This window comes from Geomonas diazotrophica (assembly GCF_019063885.1).
In the GTDB taxonomy this organism is placed as follows: Bacteria; Desulfobacterota; Desulfuromonadia; order Geobacterales; family Geobacteraceae; genus Geomonas; species Geomonas diazotrophica.
This window is the reverse complement of record NZ_CP077684.1, coordinates 3,901,611-3,924,418: the sequence shown is the minus strand read 5'-3', so window position 1 is coordinate 3,924,418 and position 22,808 is coordinate 3,901,611. Positions and strand designations below refer to the sequence as shown.

Below are 22,808 nucleotides of genomic sequence, written 5' to 3'. Positions count from 1 at the left end.
TCGTGGTGCGTGCAGGTCGGTCTCTTGAGGGGCCGCAACAACAGTTGTGCGATTTTCGTCGAGGGCTGAAGTGAGAATTCTTACACAGACAATGCTGATGTTATCGATGGCCGCCGCCAGGCTGGACGCTGCTTCGTTCCTTCAGCGCCTGGCTGCGACCGCCGCCCTTTTGGTCATGCTGCTAGGGTCGGGGAGCACTGCGCAGGCGGCGGGGATCTTCTGCTCCCAGTTCGGCGGTGTGGTCGACGGCAACAACCCCGCCACCCTCGCCGCTGTCAGGGGGGCATCGACGTTCGGGGTCGACACCAACTGCACCATCAAGAATTTCCCGGATTCGATCGGCGGCTTCCCGATCACCAACATAAACTTCAACTTCCCGCAGCAGCAGTCCTACTACATCGCCTTTCTGGACGTCTTCTACTACGGAAACATGTCGTGCAACGACCCGACCCAGTCGGACTTCTGGATCTACTGGGCCCCCGGCGGGTACAACAACATAAGCCCCGCCTGCCAGGCCTTCATGGTGCCGGTGGACGCGGTGAGCAAAAAGAACCCGCCGGCACAGACCAGCGCGGCAGTCGGCGTTCCCTTCACCTACACCATCAGCGTTCCGTTGCTGGGAAGACTCGACGCCTCAGGCTCCTTCCAGTACATCGCCAACGCCGATGACGCGACGGTCACCAACGTGGTCATCCCCGATGATCTCACCGCAACCGGGGCGGCCCTGACTTACCTCACCAACACGGCATACCTGGTGAACCCGGCCACCGGCGTAAAGACGCCGCTGAACGGGGGGGCGCCGCTGGCCCTGGGGGCGAGCGCCAGCTGGCTCACCAACCACCCCGGCGTCCTGTCCGACGGCACGAAGCACTTGGTGTTCTCCTACGAGAACAACGCCCCCCTCGCGTCGCTGCCGGCAGGCTACAACCTGGAGATCGAGGTCACCGTTGTCCTCGACAACAGCCCCGCCAACGTCAACCTTGCGGGGACCCAGTTCTCCAACACCGCGAAGATGTGGTTCAACAAGCCGATCAACACCGCCAGCATGGTGGACTTGCAGGCATGGCCCGGCACCACGCCGCCGATGACGGTGGTCGAGCCGAACCTCACCCTCGCCAAGAGCGGTTCGGCAGCAACGGTCAACATCGATTCACAGGTAAGGTACACGCTCAACATCCAGAACACCGGGGGAAGCGACGCCTGGAACGCCACCATCACCGACCACATCCCGGCCGGCATGAGCACCGTCTCTCCGGTGGGCACCGTCACCGCCCAGATCTTCGCCTCCGACGGCATCACCCCGATATCGGCACCCCTGGTGGCCGGCGCCGACTTCACCACCACCTGGAGCGGCGGCTCCGGTTCCCCGGGCCTGTTCACGCTGACCCTGCTCGACACCGTCAAGATCGCCCCCACCCAGCGCCTCATCATCACCTACCGGGCGCAGGTCGACAGCACCGGCGTCGCCTCCGGGACGACGCTCACCAACATCGCCGGCGCCACCAGGTGGTTCAGCGCCAACAGCAGCTACCCGGGACGCCGCGAGTACGACCGGACCATCACCGACGGCACCCCGGGCACCCTGGACTACCAGGACGCCTACACGGTGACGGCCGCGCTGGCCGGCTACTACTTCCAAAAGACGGTGCGTGACCTTACCACCGGTGCCGCTCCGGCCACGGCGGCCTTCCCCGGGGACCGGCTGCGCTACACCCTGCTGCTGCAGAACTTCACCTGGCCCCCCCTGAACGGCGTCACCATCACCGATACCCTCCCGGCTGGGCTGCGCTCCATCGCCAACGTCACCGTCACCCCGGCGGGAGGCTCCGTGAACGTCGTCCAGCCGAGCGGCGGCACCCCGGGATCCATAACCGTTTCCGGCCTCAGCCTGCCGGGAGGCGCCACGGCCAACTCGCAGATCCAGATCGAATTCGACGCCACCCTCGATGCGACCCTCGCGAACGGCGCCGTGGTCTCCAACCAGGCCAACGTCACCGGGACCGACACCGGCACCACCCCGGCAACGGTCTGGTCCGGCCCCAGCGACGATCCCTACCTGAACGGGACGGTGCTGCTCGGCTCCGGCGGCGACCCCACCCGGGTCACCATCCAGGCGCCGGGTGCACTCTCCAAGTCGAACCCCGCATCGGCCACGGCGACCATCGGCCAGCAGTTCAGCTACCTGATCAAGGTCCCGGCCACCCCGGCCGACGTCCCGCTCTACGACGTGAGGATACTGGACAACATGGCGCTCTCCGCGGCAGGCATCAGCTTCGTCAGTGCCGACGTGATCTCCGGCGGCAACTGGAACCTGACCAACACCGGCACGGCCACCAACGTCATCCTCCAGGACCTCGCCACCGGCATCGACATTCCGGCGGGGGGGCAGGCGGTCATCCAGGTGACGGCGGCACTGCAAAACGGCAGCGTGAACCGCGCGGGGCTCGCCTTCAGCAACACCGCTTCCTACACGTACAACAAGTTAAACGGCGACAGCCTGACCCAGTCGGCCGGAGGCGCGGCGACCACGGCCAACATGACGGTGGTCGAACCGCACCTGACCGCCGCCAAGACGGTCAGCTATGCCTTACCCGCCGGGAAAGCGGCGTCCGCCGCCGCGGCTCCCGCAGACGTGCTGCGCTACACCGTCACCGTCACCAACGACGGCGGCTCCCGGGCCTACGACGCCGACGTCCTGGACTTTCTCCCCTCCAACGTGTCGCTGGTACCGGGGACTGCCACCGCGCAGATAAACGGCGCATCGGTGACCGGCTTCATGCCCACGCCGACCGCTCTCGCCAACGGCGCCGTGGACTGGGGGAGCCAGAACGGCGACGCGAGCCTGGACATCCCGGCCGGCGGAACCCTGGTGCTCAGTTACCTGGTGACCGTACTGGAGACCAGCGGCGCCCCCATCACCAACGACGTCTACGTCGACTGGACCTCGCTTTCCGGCTCGGTCCCCGGCGAGCGCACCGGCGCCGGCTGCCCCAACGCCACCGCTCCCAACAACTACTGCTCCGGTCCGGTCTCCGCCACCGTCACCTCGCTCGACCCGACTTCACTTGTCAAGAGCGTGGTTTCGGACTCCTGGAGCGCCGCTCCGGCAAGCGGCACCGACTCGACCCTGCGCGTGGGTGACACCGTGGTCTACAACCTCGCCCTCACCCTGCGCGAAGGGACCACGCAGAACGTGCTGCTCACCGACCAGCTCCCGGCGGGGCTCGCCTTCGACGGCCTGGTGAGCATCGCCCCCGCCTCGGGGAGCGGCAACTTCAGCTACACGGTTTCATCTCAGCCGGCGTCCGGCGCCACCGGCACCCTGACCTGGAACCTGGGCAACGTCGTCAACACGGCCGACAACAACGGCGCCAACAACACCCTGACGATCCAGTACCGCACCCACGTGGTCAGAAATGCGCTGGCGCAGTCCCCGACGGCGCAGCAGCTCGTGAACAGCGCCACGCTCAACTACGCCATCAACGGCGTCGCGGCGACGCCGAAGAATTCCGGCGCAACCCTGAACGTCTGGCAGCCGCTTCTCAACGTCTCCAAGAGCGCGGCCACGGCAGGCGGCGGCACGGTGATCAGCGCCGGCGAAGCGGTCACCTACACCGTCAGGATGGCGAACAGCGGCACCGCCCCGGCCTACGACCCGGTCCTCACCGATGTTCTGCCGGTCGGCCTGCGCCAGGGCGGGGTCACCACCACCGGCGTCACCCTGGTTGACAGCGCCACCGGCGCGACCAGCGCCACCTTGCCGACGCTCGCCCCGAGCTACAGTACGGCCACCGGTGTTGCGACCTGGAATTTCGACGTCGCTGGTTCCGCGGCCCTCTACGCGGTCCCGCCGGGGCAGACCCTGCAGGTGACCTACCAGGTGAAGGGGGACGCGGGGCTGGGGGCCGGGGTGACCCTGAACAACCAGGCGCAGGTCACCAGCTACTACTCCTTCGACAGCCAGGACATCCCGACGGCGAGCGTCCTTGCCAACCGGCAGCTCTACGGCCCGACCGCCGCGGCCACGGTGCAGCTCACCACGGCGGCGGCTACGGCGCTCTCGAAGCAGGCCCAGGTGACCGGCGCCGCCATCGGCCGCCCCTTCAGCTACACCATCACCGTTCCCGCCGTGCCGCAGCCCACCGCCATGTACGACGTGCGCATCCTGGACGACTTGAGTTCCACGGCAACCGGGGTGGACCTCCGTTTTGTCGCTGCCCAGCGGGTCTCCGGCCCGGCCTTCACCCCGGTCAACACCGGCAGCGCCACCAGCCTGGTGATCCAGGACAGCGGCAGCGGCATCGACATTCCCGCAGGCCAGCAGGCCGTGATCAACGTCACGGTGGTGCTCACCAATTCCTCCGCCAATACCCTGGGCAAGCAGTTCCAGAACACGGCGACCTACACCTACAACGGCGTGAACAACACCCCCGCCACCCAGGCCAACGGTGCGCCGGGCGCCAGCGCCGCGGTCACCATCGTCGGCCCCGCGCTCACCGTGCAGAAAAGCGGGCCGGCCACCATCAGCGCGCTCGCGCCGGGCGTCTTCACCCTGAACGTCCAGAACAGCGGCGGCAGCACCGCGTGGCAGGCGACCCTCACCGACATCCTCCCGAACGTCACCACCCCCGCACCGGGGAGCATGTGCGGCTCGGCCCCCACCAACGTCACGGCGCGCGTCTACCAGGCCGACGGGGTCACGCCGGTCTCGGCGAACCTGGTCAACGGCACCGATTTCACCGTGAGCTTCGCGCCGTCGCCCGCCTGCACCATGACCGTCGCCATGAAGTCGGCCGCGGCGGCCATTGCGCCGGGGGAGCGCCTGCTGGTGACGTACAACGCCGCACTCGACCCCTACACCGCGGGGGGGATCACCCTCACCAACGTGGCGGGCGCCACCAGGTGGCTGAGCGCCGACCCGGCGGTTGCCGCGGCGGGGGACATACAGACCACGACCGGCGCACTCACCAACGGCACCCCCGGGGTGCTGGACATCCAGGACGCCTTCACCGTGACCACCCAGGCGCCGCTTTTGAGCTTCTCCAAGACGGTGCTGAACGCGACCACCGGGCAGTCCGGCGCAAACGCGAAGCCGGGCGACACCCTCAAGTACACCCTCACCATCCGCAACGTGGGCACCCTGGGCGCCGCGAACTTCACCCTGACCGACGAGCTGGACAAGCTGAACACCGTGGCCATGTTCGCGCCGGGGACCCTGAAGCTCTTGACCGTGCCGGCCGGAGCGAACGTCGCCGCCACCTCGGCCAACGGCGGCGCCAAGGGGACCGGAGTGGTGAGCGTCGGCAACCTGACCGTGGCCCCGCAGGGGCAGGCGGGTGACACGCTGGTGGTCGAATTCCAGGCCACCCTGGCGCCGGTGCTTGATCACGGCTCGCTGGTGCAGAACCAGGCGCAGGTCGCCTCCCCCCTGTTGCCGTCGCAGTCGAGCGACGATCCCTCGCTCCCCGGGAGTGCCGATCCGACCCGGACCCTGATCGTGTCCGCCCCCCGGTTCCTGTTCCAGAAGACGGTGCAGGACGTCACCTCCGGGAGCGCCACGGTGACGGCGGGTGACACGCTGCGCTACACCATCACCGTCAAAAACGACGGCACCGAGAACGCGACGGGAGTGACGCTGCGCGACCAGGTTCCGGCCAACACCGCCTACGTCGCCAACAGCACCACCCTGAACGGCAAGCCGGTCGCGGACGCCGGCGCCGGTGTGAGCCCGCTGCAAAATGGGATGCCGGTCAACTCGCCGGCGAATCCGGTGCCGGGCGCCATGCCCGCAACGAGCAGCAACGTGGCCACCATCACCTTCGAGGTGCGGATCAGCAAGAGCATGGTGGCCGGGACGCTCATCTCCAACCAGGCCTTCGTGGCCGGGACAGGCGCGGCGAGCGGCCCGTTCCCCGAAGAGGGCTCCGACAACCCCGCGACTCCGGCGCCCAACGATCCCACCACGGTGGTGGTCGGGAGCCTGCCGCTCGTCTACGCGCTGAAGACGGTCCAGCTTGCCGGCGACGTCAACGGCAACGGGCTGGTCGATCCGGGCGACGCGCTTGAGTACACCATCACCATGACCAACTCGGGGGCGATCCCCGCGACCGGCGTCATCCTGACCGACGCGATCCCCGCCAACACCACCTACGTGGCGGGGAGCGTGCGCCTGAACGGCGTGTCCGTCGCGGATGCCGGCGCCGGCGCATCCCCCCTCGCCAACGGCATCGGTGTCGTCTCCTCGGGACTCGCCCCGCCTGCGCCCCCCGCTAGCACCGGGACCCTCGCGGCAGGCGGCACCGGTGTCGTTACCTTTAAGGTGCAGGTGAACCAGGGCGTCGCCTCGGGTACCGTGATCAGCAACCAGGGGAGCGTGGGAACGGCGGAACTGCCGCCGCTCGCCACCGACTCCGACGCGAACCCCACCAACGGCTACCAGCCGACCGTGATCGCGGTGGGCAACGCCCAGCAGCTGACGGTCACCAAGTCCGCCGTGGTAGTTGGCGGCGGTGCCGCCCTCCCGGGGAGCGTGCTGGAATACACCGTGCGCGCCACCAACATCGGCCAAGTGCCGGCCATGGGGGTGGTGCTGACCGACGACCTGACCCCGCTCCTGCCCCAGGGAAGCTACCTCTCCGGATCCGGCGTCATGAACGGTTCCTCCAACGGGGTGAGCTACGCGGCCCCGGTCATCAGCGCCGGCTACGGTACGAGCTACGGCGCCCTGGCGCCGGGCGCCTCCGTCGTGCTGCGCTTCCAGGTGAAATTGAACGCGACGGTGGCCAGCGGCAGCGTGGTCAACAACCTCGCCCAGGCGAGCTGGGATACCCCCACCCAGGTCGCCAGCGCCGGGACTTCGGTCGCCGTCGGCGGGATGCCCGGGAGCGCGAGCCTTGCCGGCTCGGTGTGGCAGGACGCGAACCACGACAACGCGCTGGACGGCGGCGAAATCCCCTCCGCCGGCTGGGCGGTGGATCTGTACCAGGACGGCCGCGTAGTGGGGACGGTGAACAGCGCCGCCGACGGCTCCTACCGCTTCAGCGGACTGACGCCCAACGCCGGCGCCGCGATCAGGTACGAGCTCCGCTTCCGCGCACCGGGCGCCGGCGCGGCGACCGCCCTCTTGGGGTGGTGCAGCTCCCCCTTCACCAACGGCATGCAGCGCATCTCCGACATAGTGGCAGGGGGAGGGGCGCTGCTGCAGGAGTTGAACCTGCCGCTCACCCCAAACGGCGTGGTCTACAACTCCGTTATCCGTACCCCGGTCGCGGGGGCGACGCTGACCATGGTCCAGGCGGCGAACCGGCTCCCCCTCTCCGGCGGCTGCTTCAACGACCCGGTGCAGCAGGGGCAGGTCACCACGGCCAGCGGCCTCTATAAATTCGACCTCAACTTCAGCGATCCTTCCTGCCCCTCCGGCGGGGATTACCTGATCCAGGTGACGCCACCGGCATCCGGTTACACGGCCGGCGTCTCCAAGCTGGTGCCCCCCACTTCCAGCGACAGCACCGCCGCCTTCTCCGTCCCGGCCTGCCCGGGGAGCACGCTGGACGCGGTGCCGACCACGGCAGGGTACTGCGAGGCGCAGGCGTCCGACCTGGCGCCGGGCACCTCGGTGCTCCCCGGCGCCGCCACCGCCTACTACCTGCGGCTCACCCTGGACAACCTGCAGCCAGGCTACAGCCAGATTTACAACAACCACATCGCCGTCGACCCGACGCTCAACACGGCGATCGCCATCACCAAGACCGCGGCGGTGACCAACGTCTCGCGCGGCGCTTTGGTCCCCTACACCATCACCCTCAAAAACACCCTGGGGGCGACCCTCAGGAACCTGAGCGTGGTGGACATCTTCCCCCCCGGATTCAAGTACGTGGCGGGGTCGGCGCGCCTGGACGGCCACAAGGCCGAGCCGACGCTCAACACGCGCCAGATGGCCTGGAACGTCTCGCAGCTCACCAGCAGCACCAGCCACAGCATCACCTTCCTGATGATCGTCGGCTCCGGCGTCTCCGAGGGAGAGTACGTGAACCGCGCCCAGGTGCTGGACAACACAACCGACAGCGTCGCCTCCGGCGTCGCCTCGGCGACCGTCCGCGTCATCCCCGATGCGGATCTCGACTGCACCGACGTGATCGGCAAGGTCTTCGACGACGCCAACGCCAACGGCTACCCGGACCAGGGAGAGAAGGGGCTCGCCGGCGTGCGCGCCGTGACCGCCCGGGGGCTCGTGGCCACCACCGACGAGTTCGGCCGCTTCCACATCACCTGCGCGGTGGTCCCGGACGAAGACCGCGGCAGCAACTTCATCCTCAAGGTCGACGAGCGCACCCTCCCCACCGGATACCGCGTCACCAGCGAGAACCCGCAGGTGGAGAGGGCGACCCGGGGCAAGATGCTGCGCTTCAACTTCGGCGCGGCGATCCACCACGTGGTCTCCCTGGACGTCGCGGACGGCGCCTTCGAGCCCAAGGGGACCAAGCTGCGCAGGCAGTGGCAGCCGAGGGTCGACCTCCTTTTGAAGGAGCTCCGCAAGGCGCCGGCGGTGCTGCGGCTCTCCTATCTCGCCGAAGTCGAGAGCAAGGGTCTGGTGGAAGAGCGTCTGAAGGCGCTCAAGAAGGAGATCTCCGGCAAGTGGAGTGACGGTTACCCGCTCACCATCGAGACCGAGACCTTCTGGCGCCGGGGCGCACCGCCGTGATGAGACGTTCCCAGGGGAGGACCTGGCTCTCCCTCCCCTGTTCCCAGGGGGCCCCCACCCCCATACCCCCCTCCCGCAAGGGAGGGGGACGCATGCGGCGGGAAGATAAAAATGGCATTCAACAAGGCAACTCAACCTGTTTGGGTAGATGGATGGGACCAATGGTGAAGCAAAGTATCGCCCTTACATTCATGATCCTGGCCTCGATGGTCGGAGCCGAGACCGCCGCCCGTGCGGAGAGCGCGCCGGCGGCCACCAAGGCGGCGACCGCGACGGCAGCCCCGAAAGTCAGGGAGGCCGCCGGGTGCGGTGAAACGACCGAGGGGCACCTCCCCAAGGATGCGACCTACACCCCGTGGCTCCTCGACCCGTCCGTCTTCGCGCAGGACCAGGGGGACCGAACCGAGAAGCGCCAGGTCGCCGAGAAAGAAGTGAAGACGGTCAAGCTGGCCGACCTGGTCCCCCCCATCCGGTTTCGCACCGGCGAGGCGGAGATCACCCGGGAGTACCTGGAGCTTCTGCGCGGCGTGCTGGAGAAGATGCGCGGCCGCGCCAACGTCCGGCTCCACTTCGTAGGGCACGCCGACACGCAAAGGCTGAGCGGGGCGCTGCAGGCGAAGTTCGGCGACAACACCGGCCTGTCCCGGGAGCGCGCCGGCACCACGGCCGAATACTGCCAGCGCGCCCTGGGGCTTCCCCCGGAGGCGATCTCCTACGAGGGGATGGGGGACGCCAAGCCGGTCGCCTCCAACGCGACCGAGGAGGGGAGGGCGCTGAACCGGCGGGTGGAGGTCGAGGTCTGGTACGACGAGATCGGCGAGAAGATGGTGGAAAAGGAGGTGGTCGTCCCGGCGCAGGTGAACCGGGTCAAGGTCTGCCGCACCGAGACGGTCTGCAAGATGCGCTACAAGGAAGGGCTCGCCCATCGGGTCCGCGTCAGGAACCTGGTCGCCCCCCTGCAGTACGACGCGGCCCTGGTCACCGTGCCGGAGGAGTTCCGGCAGCAGATCCGGCAGGCGCTGAACAACCTGACCGGCAAGCAGAACATCGCCGTCAAGTTCATCGCCTACAGCGACACCACGCCGCTTGAGGCCCGCGACGAGCGGATCTACGGCGACCAGCTGGGGCTTTCCAAGGCGGTCGCCCGGCGCGTGGCCCTCGCCGTGCAGGACGCCCTGAAGGGAGCCCCCGTCTCCTTTGAAAGCGAGGGGAAGGGGGCCACCCAGCCGGTGGCCTCAAACGACACGCCGCAGGGAAGGGCGCGCAACCGGCGCGTCGCGGTCGAGTTCTGGCACGACGATGCCATGCAGGAACTATCCGACGAACCGCAGCTCTGCCCGGAGGACGCCGGCGCCGAGACCGTCACCAGGGTCTACGACCCTCCCTCCGGGGCTGTTCCCCCGATCCTGTTCCAGGACGGCAACCCGGTGCTCCCCGAGGGGTACACCGAGCGGCTGGGGCGGCTCATGGACGAGATCAAGGACCGAAGCAACGTACGCCTGCGCTTCACCGGCTACATCAACAACGAGCGGCTGGACCGGCGCACCGCCGCCGTCTACGGCGACGACATCGGCTGGGCCACGGCGCGCGCCCGCCGCAGCATGACCGCCGCGAGCGAGAAGATGGGGCTTGCCGTCAAGCAGGCGGAGTTCGAGGGGCGGGGCTACGTGCAGTCCGCGGACGTGGTCGCCACCGGCTTCACCGGCACGGGAGAGTCGCGGGTCGAGGTGCAGGTCGTCTATGACGAGCAGGTCCCCATCAACGACTACGAGGGTGTGGACATCGTCCGCATGACCCGCGAGGTGAACACGGCCGATCCCCTGGCGCTCAACCTCCTGCGCATCTCCGTGGACGGAAAGCCGGTCGACGACCTGAACAAGAGCATCCCCGACCTGCAGCGCTGCACCGACGTGGCGCTGGAGCGCGCCAGGATCGAGTTCAAGTACGACGACCTGAGGAGCGAGCCCCGGCTGAACGTGACCGCCTGGCCGCGCAGCATCCGCTACCAGGATCTCCCCGGGACGGAGTTCCCCGAGAACCTGGTCCGCTTCCGCCTCTACGCCAACTACCACAGCTTCATCAAGCGCGCCGAGGTGAGGATCTTCGAGGAGGCCCGTTCGGTGCGCGATCTCCCGCTGGCAGTGGTCCCCATGGACGGCGAGGGTACGGCGCAGTGGAGCGCGAACTTCGACAACCCGGTCACCCCCGCCCGCGAGCTCAAGTACCTGGTCCGCGTCTACGACACGCAGGGGAACTATGACGAGACTGTGCCCCAGCCGCTTTGGGTGGTCGAACAGCTCGAGCCGGGCGCCGCCCAGTCCGACCCGGAAAGGGAGCTTCTGGCCGGCTACGGCGGCAGCCGCATCGCGCAGAGGAACATCCCGGTCAACGGCGGCACCGTCCAGGCCTACGGCAGCTCGATTCCGCCAGAGCACCGGGTCTGGCTGGCCGGATACCCGGGACCGGTGGACGCCAAGGGGCGCTTCATCGTCGAGGAGATCCTCCCCAAGGGGATGCACACGGTCGAGGTGGCGGTGCTCGACAAGTCCGGCAACGGCGAGCTCTTCCTGCGCGACCTCTCCATGCCCAAGAACAACTGGTTCACCGTCGGGATCGCGGACCTGACCCTGTCCGCCGACAAGACCAGCGGCCCGGCGCAGCTCCTCGCCCCGGACCGGCCGCGGTACAGCCACGACTTCAACGCCGAGGGGCGCCTCGCCTTCTACACCAAGGGGGAGTTCGGCGACGGCTGGGGGCTCACCGCCAGCGCCGACACGCGTGAAGGTCCCCTGGACGAGATCTTCACCAACTTCCTGGACAAGTCGCCCGAGTCGCTCTTCAGGCGCATCGACCAGGATTACCACCTCCCGACCTACGGCGACGACGGCACGGTGCTGGAGGACGCACCGACCAGCGGGAAGTTCTACGCCAAGCTGAAAAAGGACCAGAACTACGGCCTGTGGGGCAACTTCAGGGTCGGCTACCTGGATAACGACCTGGCCCACGTGGACCGCGGGCTCTACGGCGCGAACCTCCACTACCAGGTTCCCGGCGTCACCAGCTTCGGCGAGAAGCGCTTCATGGTCGACGGTTTCGCCGCCGAGCCGGGGACGGTGGCCGGCCGCGACGAATTCCGCGGCACCGGCGGCTCCCTTTATTACCTGCGCCGCCAGGATATCCTGCAGGGTTCCGAGCGGGTGCGCATCGAGATCCGGGACAAAGATTCGGGCATCGTGCTGTCGGTGAAGGACCTGACCCCGGTGCAGGACTACGACGTCGACTACCTGCAGGGGCGCCTGGTCCTGACCCAGCCCCTGGAGTCGACGGCGGCGGACAACCTCCTCGTGCACAGCGACACCATCGGCGGCAACCCGGTCTTCCTGGTGGCCCGCTACGAGTACACGCCGGGAGTCGCGGAGCTGGACACCATGACCTTCGGCGGCCGGGCCCACTACTGGTTCGGCGATCACGTGAAGCTCGGCCTGACCGGCACCGGCGGCAAGGAGGGAGACATCGACGAGAGCCTCGCCGGCGCCGACCTCACCCTGCGCCAGTCGGCGGCCACCTGGCTCAAGGTGGAGACCGGCCGCAGCAAGGGCGCCGGGCTCTTCACCTCCACCTCGCTCGACGGCGGCTTCAACTACGGCACCGTGCAGGCACCCGTCGATGCCGCGACCGCCGCCAACGCCTATCGGGTCGACGCGAGCCTCGGGCTGCAGGATTTCAACAAGGACTGGCGGGGACGCTTCACCCTCTACAGCCAGTTCCTGGAGGCGGGGTACTCGGCGCCGGGCCAGGCAGCGGAAAAGGAGACCACCCAGATCGGCGGGACGGCCGAGGTCCCGGTGAACGAGCGGCTGAAGGTGAACCTCAAGGCAGACCGGCGCAGCGTGGACCAGGGGCTCGAGACCACTGCGGCCGAGGTGAACGCCAACTACCAGGTGGACGAGCACTGGAGCGCCGGTGTGGGCGCACGCCTGGACAGCCGCAAGGACAAGTCGGCCGTGGTCCCCCTGACCCAGGAGACCGGGGACCGCACCGACCTGGTGGGAAAGGTCGCCTACGATACCAAGGCGCGCTGGAGCGGCTACCTCTTCGGCCAGCAGTCGGTCCTTACCACCGGCAACCGCGAGGATAACGGCCGGGGCGGCGTGGGGGGCGCCTACCGGGTGACCGACCGCTTCAAGGTGAACGGCGAGGTCTCGGGTGGGAGCCAGGGCGCCGCGGGGCGCTTCGGCAGCGAGTACCTCTACAGCGACCGTACCACGCTCTACCTGAACTACGCCCTGGAGAACGAGCGCTCCGACAACGGGGTGCAGGCGAGGAAAGGGTCGCTGACCTCGGGCTTTCGCACCCGCTACTCGGACAGCGCCAGCGTCTACGGCGAGGAGCGCTACAGCCACGGCGACGTCCCAAGCGGCCTGCTCCACTCCTACGGCGTCGATCTCGCCCCCACCGACCGGCTGAACTTCGGGGTAAAGGGGGAGCTCGGCACCCTGCGCGACAACCTCACCGGAGCGGACCTCAAGAGGACGGCGCTTGGGGTGAGCGCCGGGTACGGGTTCGAGAAGGTGAAGCTCTCCAGCGCCGTCGAATACCGGGTGGACGACGCCGAGCAGTCGGACCTGAGCCGTGTGAAACGGACGACCTGGCTGTTCAAGAACAGCCTCAAGTACCAGCTGACCCCGGACTGGCGGCTGATCGGCAAGTTCAACTACTCGCAGAGCACCAGCTCCCAGGGGGATTTCTACAACGGCAGCTACACGGAGGCGGTAGTGGGCTACGCCTACCGTCCCGTCGCCAACGACCGCCTCAACGCCCTGGTCAAGTACACCTACTTCTACAACCTGCCTGCGGCCGGGCAGCTAAACGGCACCGGCACGAGCGCGGGGGTCATGCAGCGCAGCCACATCGCCTCCATCGACGCCACCTATGACCTGACGCAGCGCTGGAGCGTCGGAGGGAAGTACGCCTACCGGCTCGGTCAGGTCAGCATGGACCGGGTCAACCCGGAATACTTCGACAGCAGCGCCCACCTCTACGTGGCGCGGGTCGACTGGCACTTCCTGCACAAGTGGGACGCGCTCGCCGAAGGGCGCCTGCTCGACCTGCCGGATGCGCAGGACCGGCGCAGGGGCGTGCTTTTGGGGCTCTACCGCCATCTGGGCAACAACTTCAAGGTCGGCGCCGGCTACAACTTCAGCGACTTCTCCGACGACCTGACCGACATGAGTTACCGGCATCAGGGTGTCTTCGTCAACGTAGTAGGGATGATTTAGCAACTAACAAACCACAGGGTGGCAAACATGAACAAAGTTCGGAAGTTAATCATCGCAGGGATCTCGGTACTTCTGTTGAGCTTTCCTGTCCATGCGCAGGAAACCGCCCCGGTACAGCCCGGACAGGGGAGCGTGCAGGAAGAGGCTTTTCCGGAGAGCGTCGAGGATCAGGCCGTACCCGAGGATATCGATGTGCGGGTGGCAGCCGAGGGTGTCGATGCGCGAACCGCAGCGAAGGGGGGCGAGAGTTCACCGGGGCACCACCCCGAGCAAGGCCCGCCCGAACAGGGGGGTGCCAAGGCAGAGGCGAGGCGGGCCGCCGCCAAGGAACAGACCAAGGGGCTGGACGAGCAGGTGCAGGAGATCAAGGCGGACGTCCTCTCCATCGCCACAGAGCTGAACCGGCTCGAAGAGAAGCTCCTCTACCCCTCGGACACCCAGGTCGCCATCTTCGTCTCCCTGGAGGGGAACGAGAAGTTCCGGCTCGACGCCGTGACCATCGAGCTGGACGGCAAGAAGGTGGCCCAGCACCTCTACACCTTCAACGAGATCGAGGCGCTGAAGAAAGGGGGCGTGCAGCGCATCCACGTCGGTAACGTCATGACCGGCGAGCACCCGCTGCACGTCACGGTGCTCGGCAAGACGGAGAGCGGTGCGGATTTCCAGAGGGAGGAGAACTTCAAGGTCGCCAAGGGGATCGGCCCGAAACTGGTCGGGGTGGTACTCGCCGGCGGCAAAACCATTACCGTGAAGGATTGGTAAGCCATGTCCAGGTTGATTCTCATACTGGTTTGTCTGCTCTGCGCGAGCGTCGCCCTGGCATCCGGCACTCCCGTGAAGAGCGGTGCGGACTCCCGTCCCGCCGGCGACCTCAAGGACGTCTACTTCGGGGAGGCGCTCTACCACGCCTACCAGGGGGAGTGGTTCGAATCGGTGGCCCGGCTGGACACGGAACTGGGGCAGCACCGCCGGGTCGACGAGCCCGCGCTCGACACCCTCTACCCCCACCTGAACCAGGCGGAATTCGACGTCGGCGACTTCGAGCTGGGGTACCGGATGCACCTGCGCGCCGGGCGCGCCATCCGCGCGGTCATCGAGGGGAAGGTGGACGAGCCCCAGCGCAACGCGGCCATCTACCGACTGGCCCGGCTCTACTTCCGGAAGGATCAGCCGCGGGAGGCACTGCAGGCCCTGGAACGCATCCGCGGCGAGGTGCCGGAGCGGATCCGCGACGACGTCGAATTCCTGCGGGCGCAGGTCCTCATGGCCAACGGCCGTTTCGAGGACGCCTCCCGCGTTTTGAAGGGTCTGCAGGGGGCGAAGGGGCTGGAAGGCTTTACCGGCTACAACCTGGGGATCTCGCTGATGGAGCAGGGAAAGGAGCAGGACGGGCGGCAGTACCTGGATCGCGCGGGGCAACTCGCGAGCCTCGACCCCTCCAGCCAGGCGATCAGGGACAAGTCCAACCTGGTGCTCGGCTACAAGCTCCTGGACGAGAACAACGGCGCCGGCGCCAAGCTGGTCCTGGACCGGGTGCGCCTGACCGGCCCTTTCTCGAACCGGGCCCTCCTCGGCTCCGGGTGGGCGGACGCCAACCAGGGGGAATTCGAAAGGGCGCTGGTCCCCTGGAGCATCCTGGCAAGGCGCGAGGTGACCGACCCCGCGGTGCAGGAGGCGCTCCTGGCCATGCCGTTTGCCTACGGGAAGCTGAAGGTCTACGGGAAGGCGGCGCTTTTGTACGGGCAGGCGCTGGAATCCTTCGGAAAAGAGATCGACAAGCTGGGTGCCTCCATCACCTCGGTGCGGGAGGGGAAGTTCCTGAAGGCCCTGGCGCGGGAAGAGCTGAAGCAGGACTCGGACTGGGTGGTGAAGCTGCGCAGCCTGCCCGAGGCGCCGGAAACCTACTACCTGCTCGACTTGATGGCTTCGCACGATTTCCAGGAGTCTCTCAAAAACTACCTGGATCTGAACGAGTTGAGCGGCAAGCTCGTCGCCTGGGAGGGTGACCTGAACGCCTTCGAGGAGATGATCAGGAAGCGCCGGGACTACTACGAGCCGCTTCTTCCCGGGATCGACCAGGCATTCAAGCAGCTCGACTCCCAGATCCGTCTGCGTGAGGAGCAGCGCGACCGCATCGAGAAACGGCTGCACGCCATGCTGACCGCGCCGCGCCCGGACCACCTGGCCACCGCGCAGGAAAGGATCGCCCTGGAGGAGATCTCCCGGCTGGAGCGTTCCGGCGGCGGTGCGCTTCCCGACGACGTGAAGCAGCGGCTGGCCCGGCTGCGGGGGGTGATCTCCTGGAACATCGCCACCCAGTACCACCAGCGCTTTACCGACACCTTCGAGGACCTGGACCGGCTGAACCGGGAAACCGAGCTGCTCAAGCGGCAGTACGACTCCTTCGTGCGCACCCGCCAGGCCGCGACCCAAAGCTACCAAGGGTACGACGGGGCCATCGCGCAGCAGCGTCAGCAGATCGCCTCGGCCCGGGAAAAGGTGGCAGCCCTGCTGCCACGCCAGGGGAAAATATTGGAAGCCATGGCCGTGGAGGAAATGACCAAGCGCCGGGCAAGGCTGGAACAGTTCCAGGTCACTGCGCGTTTCGCCATCGCGGACAGCTACGACCGCGCCAACAAGGCGCAGGCTCAAAAGAGGGTGGGACCATGAAGCGAATCGCATTCCTACTCCTGGCATTCCCCGCGCTTCTTGCCGGGTGCCAATCGGGCGGCGGCAGGGAGACACTCGCTCAGCTGCGCGACGTGCGGCTCGAAATCAAGGAAGAGCCCATCGAAGGGGGGCTGGACAAGGCCATGGAGGGGTACCAGCGCTTCCTGGAGCAGACGCCGGAATCGGCGCTCACTCCTGCGGCGATCCGCCGCCTCGCCGACCTGAAGGTCGAAAAGGAGTACGGCTACCTCGCCGCCGCCCAGGGCGCACCGGCCGGAGGGGTCGCGGCAGCGGCGCTCAGCAAGCCGGAGCCCACCGTCTCCTCCGGGGGGGGGCAGCCCGCCCAAGGCGAGACCGAGGCGGATTTCGAGAGGAGGGCGCTTGCGGGGGCGCAGACGGCCGGACCTGTGCGCGAAGCGGGGAGCGAGGGACTGGAGCGGAGCGGGACGCGTGAGGCGATCGCGCTCTACCAGAAGCTCCTGGAGAAGTACCCCAACTACCAGGGGAACGACCAGGTCCTGTACCAGATGTCCCGCTCCTACGAGGAGCTCGGCGAAACCGAGCAGGCCATGGCGGTCATGCAGCGCATGGTGAAGGATTATCCGCAGTCGCGCTACATCAACGAGGTGCAGTTCCGCCGGGCCGAGTACTTCTTCACCCACAGGCAGTACCTGGAGGCGGAAGCGGTCTACCAGGGGCTGGTGGACATCGGTCCCGACACCTCCTACTACGAGCTGGCCCTGTACAAGCTGGGCTGGACCTTCTACAAGCAGGAGCTCTACGAGGAGGGGCTGCACCGGTTCATCGCCCTTTTGGACCACAAGGTCACCACGGGGTATGACTTCGCCGAGGCCAAGGACGACCTGGAGCGCAAGCGGGTCGACGACACCTTCCGGGTGGTCAGCCAGAGCTTCTCCTACCTGCACGGCGCCGCCTCGGCCGTGGAGTACTTCGAGAAAAACGGCAAGCGCGCCTACGAGGACCGCGTCTACAGCAACCTGGGTGAGTTCTACTACGAAAAGCGCCGCTACAGCGACGCGGCGGCGTCCTACAACGCCTTCGTAGGGCGCAACCCCTTCCACCGCGTGTCGCCGCAGTTCCATATGCGCGTGATCGAGATCCACATCGCCGGCGGCTTCCCGACCCTGGTGATCGAGGCGAAGAAGGAATTCGCCAAGAACTACGGGCTGAAGGCCGAGTACTGGAAGCATTTCGAACCGGCCGAGCGCCCCGAGGTGCTGGGCTTCCTGAAGACCAACTTCACCGACCTGGCCCACCACTACCACGCGCTGTACCAGGACCCCGGCCACGCCAGGGAGAAGGAGGCAAGTTTCCAGGAGGCACTGCACTGGTACGAGGAGTTCCTGGTCTCCTTCCCCAAGGAGAGCGAGTCGGCGGCGATCAACTACCAGATGGCCGACCTGCTCATGGAGAACCGCTCCTTCGCCCGGGCGGCGCGGGAATACGAGAAGACCGCCTACGACTACCCGCGCTACGACAAGTCTTCCGCCGCGGGCTACGCGGCCGTCTTCGCCTACCGGGAGCAGCTCAAAGGCGCTCGCGAGGAAGAAAAGGACACGGTCAAGCGCGAAGGGGTGCGGAGCTCGCTCAGGTTCGCCGACGCCTTCCCGGAACATGAGAAGGCGGCGATCGTGCTCGGCGCTGCAGCGGACGACCTCTACGAGCTTAAGGACTACGAGCAGGCGCTCACGGTCGGGCGCAAGCTCATCGCGACTTTCCCGGCCGCCGACAAGGAGGTGCTCAAGTCGGCCTGGGTGGTGGCGGGTCACTCCTGTTACGAACTGAAGAAATACCCCGAGGCCGAGGCTGCCTACGTCCAGGTGCTGGCCCTGGTCCCGGCCGACGACAAGAGCCGGGAAGGCTTCAACGACAACCTGGCCGCCTCGATCTACAAGCAGGGCGAACAGGCCAACGCCGCCAAGGACTACCGGGGCGCGGCGGACCACTTCCTGCGCGTCGGGCGCATGGCCGCCGGCTCCAAGATCCGGGTGAACGCCGAATACGACGCCTCCGTCGCACTGATCCAGCTCAAGGAGTGGAAAGCGGCTACCGCGGTCCTCACCGGGTTCCGGGAGCTCTTCCCGGGACATGAGCTGCAGCCGGAGGTCACCCGGAAGCTCGCCCACGTCTACAAGGAAGACGGGCAGCTCGCCCAGGCCGCCGGCGAGTACGAGCGCCTGGAGACGGAGTTCAAGGACGAGGAGGTCAGAAGGGAATCCCTCATGCTGGCGGCGGAACTGCACCAGCAGACCGGGAACAAAAAGCAGGCACTCGCCGTGTACCGCCGCTACGTCGGTTACTTCCCTGAGCCGGTCGAGGTCAACCTGGAGATGCGCAACAAGGTTTGCGAGATCCTGAAGGAGGACGACCGCAAGGCGTACCTCGACGAACTGACGGAGATGGTCGCCATCGACGCAGCAGCCGGCCCGGCGCGCACCCCGCGCACGAAATACCTGGCAGGGAAGGGCGCCCTGGTGCTCGCCGAGCAGACCTACGAGCGCTTCACCGAGGTCCGCCTGGTGAAGCCGTTCGAGACCAACCTGCGCAAGAAGAAGGAGCTGATGAAGGCGACCACCCTGGCCTTCAACAAGCTGCCGCAGTACGAGGTGGGCGAGGTGACCGCGGCGGCGACCTTCTACCTGGCGGAGATCTACGGGCACTTCAGCAAGGCGCTGACGGGCTCGGAGCGGCCGGACGACCTCAACCCGCAGGAGATGCAGGAGTACGAGATGGCCCTGGAGGAGCAGGCCTTCCCGTTCGAGGAAAAGGCGATCTCGGTACACGAGAAGAACATGGAGCTGATCTCCCTGGGCATCTACAACGACTGGATCGACAAGAGCCTGGGCAAGCTGGCCAAGCTTTTGCCGGTGCGCTACGACAAGCCTGAACTCCCCAGCGGACTCATGGCCTCCCTGGAGAGCTACAGCTATGAGATCGAGAAGCCGGCGGCGGCGCCCGTGCCCGCGGCCGGGAACCCCGTCCTGAGCGACGCCACTGCACCGACGGAGCCTGCCGCCGCGGCCGGCAATGCCGCCGAGGGGACGACGGCGGTACCGGCCGAGGGTGAGCAAGGAAAGAGCGCCGGCAAGGGGACCGTCGAGGGGGGCGCGGCGGAGGGCGATGCAGCCACCGCCGCGGCACCCGCTGAAAAGAAGGAAGTCGCGCCGAAAGCGGTACCGGCCAAGGCGAAGAAATCGAAGCAGGCCGCGAAGCGGCGCGCAAAAGGAGGCAAAAAATGAAGCGATTGACGATCAGCCGTCCCGGTTTCCTGCTCCCGGCCCTTTCGCTGCTGGTTCTGGCAGGGTGCGCGATTGGCGGCCAGGCGAAGAAAGAGCCCATTGCTCCCCCGCTCCCCGTGGCCGGGAAACCGGTCCCGCAGCCTTCAGGTCCCTCGGTGAAGCGTCTGGGCGACGGCAAGGAAGGCTTCCTGATCATGGAGCCGTCCAACCTCGACGGGCAGGCGCGCGCCGATTTCGAGAAGGCGAACGAGCTCCTGAAGGCGGGCGAATACCAAAAGAGCGCGGAACTCATGGAGAAGGTGATCGCCAAGGCGCCCGGCCTCACCGCGCCCCGCATCAATGCGGCCAGCGCCTACAGCCACATGAGCAAGCCCGAACAGGCCGAGCAGCACCTGAAGGCCGCGCTGGAGGCGATCCCCGGGCACCCGGTCGCGGGGAACGAGTACGGACTGCTGTTGCGCAAGGCCGGGCGCTTCGTCGAGGCCCGCGCCGCCTACGAGAAATCCCTGGCGGCCTTCCCCGAGTACCGCCCCCTGGAAAGGAACCTGGCCATCCTCTGCGATCTCTACCTGAAGGACCTCGCCTGCGCCAAGGCGCACTACGAGGCCTACAGCAGGGCCACCCCCGACGACAAGCAGGTGAAGCTGTGGATCGCGGACCTGCAGACCCGCACCGGACAGGTCGCCATGAGTAAAGGGGGCGGGCAATAGGTTATGAAGCGGAAAACGTTTCCATGGATTCATCACCGTTACAAGAACCCGTTTTGTGGGAAACACCGTCGTTTCAAGGAGGAGCGTATGTGGTTGAAGCTGTTTTTCTGCTTTTTTCTGGTGGTCTTCCCCGTCGCCATGGTTGTGGCGCAGGACGACAAGCCGGCCGGGCCGGTCACCGTCGACCCCAACGTCGACGTGGCCGCGGCCGCGCCTGCCGGCGCCGCTGATCCCGAGGCCAAGATGGTCGGCGGGATGTCCATCCTGGGCAACAAGGAGGCGCCCATGTCACTCTTCATCGTGCCCTGGAAAACCTCCGAACTCGGCGCCGAGACCAGCCTGGCCCGGACCCTGACCGAGCGGCAGGTGCCGGTGGACCGGGACGTCTTCCTCCGGGAGGTCGCCTTCTACGAGGTGAGCACCGGGAACAAGGTACAGGCGGCAGGCTCGCGCACCAACTGAAGGTAACCAACCGCATGCTGCGGATCAACTGACCCGAGAAGGTCAATCAGGCAAGGAGGAAGTGATGCACACGATTGTAAGGTTTTTCCAGATGGGCGGGTTCTTCATGTTCCCAATTCTGCTGGTGCTGTCGGCCGGCATCGCCATTTCCGTCGAGCGCTGGATCCATCTGAACCGCGTCAAGAAGGAAAACCGCGAGATGTGGGAAGAGGTGCACCCGGTGCTGGCCCAGGGGGATTTTGACAAGGCCAGGGAACTGGTCTACGAGGACAACTCGGCCATCGCCCAGATGCTGTCCATGGGGCTTGCGCGCCAGGGAGCGGTCAGGCGCCGCGAGGACATAGAGATCGCCATGGAGGAGAGCCTGATGGAGATCATCCCCCAGTTGGAGAAGCGCACCCCGTACCTGGCGCTCCTCTCCAACATCGCCACCCTGTTCGGACTGCTGGGGACCATCATGGGCCTCATCACCGCCTTCACCGCCGTGGCCAGCGCAAGCCCCGCCGAGAAAGCGGCGCTGCTCGCGGCCAGCATCTCGGAGGCGATGAACTGCACCGCCTTCGGTCTCATGTCGGCGATCCCGCTGCTTTTGATCCACGCCCGCCTCAGTTCGACCACCGGGGAGATCGTGGGAAGCCTGGAGATGGTGTCGGTGAAGGCCTTGAACTCCATCTCCACCTTCAGCAAGCGCGCGTACTGAGAGATCTTCACCCCTCAATTGACAGGAGCAGGTTATGGCCAGACGTAGAAGAAGGCAGAAGGAACAACCGCACGAAGACATCATGGAGATCCTGAACCTGACTCCGATGATGGATGTCTTCACTGTTTTGGTCGTCTTTTTGCTCATCACGGCGGTCTTTACGAGTATCACCATCATGGAATTGAGCGTCCCGACCAGCGCCGGCGCATCCGCCGCCACCCCGCCGAACTTTGCCATCGAGGTGATCGTGCGCAAGTCGGGGCTGGAGATCGCCAACGGGAAGTCCGTAGAGGCCGCCATCCCGAAGAAAAACGACAAGTACGACCTTGAGAAGCTCTCCGAGGTCATGCGCAGCCTGAAGGCGCAGTACCCGCAGAAGGAGGACGCCACGGTCCTTATGGAGCCCAAGGTCGAATACGATTACCTGGTCCAGGTCATGGACACGGTGCGGGGCGCCGAGGTGCGCACCCCCGGGAGCAAGGAGGTGGCCAGGGTCGCGCTATTTCCCAAGATATCGATAGGAGACGCACCATGAGAGAAAGCAGACGCTTGAAGCGGCTGGAGCGCAACAACAGCCGTCGCCAGGCCTTCCTGAACCTGATCCCCATGCTGGACGTGCTCTCGGTGCTGGTGTTCTTCCTGCTGTTCCATTCCTTCAACGGCGACATGCCGGAGCAGCGGCTCGCGCTCCCCACCTCCGTGGTGGAAACCAAGCCCAGGGGGACCGTGGTGGTCTCGGTCACCCCGGAAGCTGTGGTGGTGCAGGGGCAGGCCGTGGCGCGCACCGCGGACCTCTACGACGACCGCGTCGGCACGGTCCGGGAAGTCACCGACCGGCTGGACCAGATCGAGAGCAGCCTGAAGGCCACCGGGGGGGGCGTCGCAGAGAACGAGACGAGGGAAGTCACGCTGTTGGCCGACAAAACCATTCCGTTCAAGGTTCTTAAAAAAATAATGACGAGCTGCACGGCTTCCGGATACGGCAAGATTTCGCTGGCCGTCATCCAGAAGGCTTCGCATGCCTAG

Annotated in this window: 10 protein-coding genes; all 10 read left to right on the top strand. The window is 66.7% G+C overall.

Annotated elements, in window-relative coordinates; all coding sequences use genetic code 11:
* The first annotated feature begins 97 nt into the window (after positions 1-97).
* Positions 98-8,701, top strand: a complete 8,604-nt coding sequence (locus KP003_RS17365; RefSeq protein WP_239027567.1) for an isopeptide-forming domain-containing fimbrial protein — start codon at positions 98-100, stop codon at positions 8,699-8,701.
* A 161-nt stretch (positions 8,702-8,862) separates the two neighbouring features.
* A complete protein-coding gene (locus tag KP003_RS21530; protein WP_217300018.1) occupies positions 8,863-13,980 on the top strand; it encodes an OmpA family protein in 5,118 nt (1,705 codons plus the stop codon).
* Between the two features lie 27 nt (positions 13,981-14,007).
* On the top strand, positions 14,008-14,742 hold the full coding sequence (locus tag KP003_RS17355) for a hypothetical protein (protein ID WP_217300017.1): 735 nt from the start codon (positions 14,008-14,010) through the stop codon (positions 14,740-14,742).
* A 3-nt stretch (positions 14,743-14,745) separates the two neighbouring features.
* A complete protein-coding gene (locus KP003_RS17350; protein ID WP_216789340.1) occupies positions 14,746-16,650 on the top strand; it encodes a tetratricopeptide repeat protein in 1,905 nt (634 codons plus the stop codon).
* A complete protein-coding gene (locus KP003_RS17345) occupies positions 16,647-19,910 on the top strand; it encodes a tetratricopeptide repeat protein (protein ID WP_217300016.1) in 3,264 nt (1,087 codons plus the stop codon). The genes KP003_RS17350 and KP003_RS17345 overlap by 4 nt, the downstream gene beginning before the upstream one ends.
* Positions 19,907-20,620, top strand: coding sequence for a tetratricopeptide repeat protein (locus KP003_RS17340; RefSeq protein ID WP_216789337.1), 714 nt, complete (start codon positions 19,907-19,909; stop codon positions 20,618-20,620). The genes KP003_RS17345 and KP003_RS17340 overlap by 4 nt, the downstream gene beginning before the upstream one ends.
* Before the next feature lie 87 nt (positions 20,621-20,707).
* Positions 20,708-21,082 (top strand): hypothetical protein, encoded by a 375-nt coding sequence (locus KP003_RS17335; protein ID WP_216789332.1) that lies wholly within the window; start codon positions 20,708-20,710, stop codon positions 21,080-21,082.
* 64 nt (positions 21,083-21,146) lie between these two features.
* Positions 21,147-21,782: a MotA/TolQ/ExbB proton channel family protein gene (locus KP003_RS17330; RefSeq protein ID WP_216789331.1), complete on the top strand. Its 636-nt coding sequence runs from the start codon at positions 21,147-21,149 to the stop codon at positions 21,780-21,782.
* Positions 21,783-21,816: 34 nt separating this feature from the next.
* A complete protein-coding gene (locus KP003_RS17325; protein WP_216497537.1) occupies positions 21,817-22,317 on the top strand; it encodes an ExbD/TolR family protein in 501 nt (166 codons plus the stop codon).
* Complete coding sequence (locus tag KP003_RS17320) at positions 22,314-22,808, top strand: ExbD/TolR family protein (RefSeq protein ID WP_216789329.1); 495 nt, start codon at positions 22,314-22,316, stop codon at positions 22,806-22,808. Before KP003_RS17325 ends, KP003_RS17320 begins: the two co-directional genes overlap by 4 nt.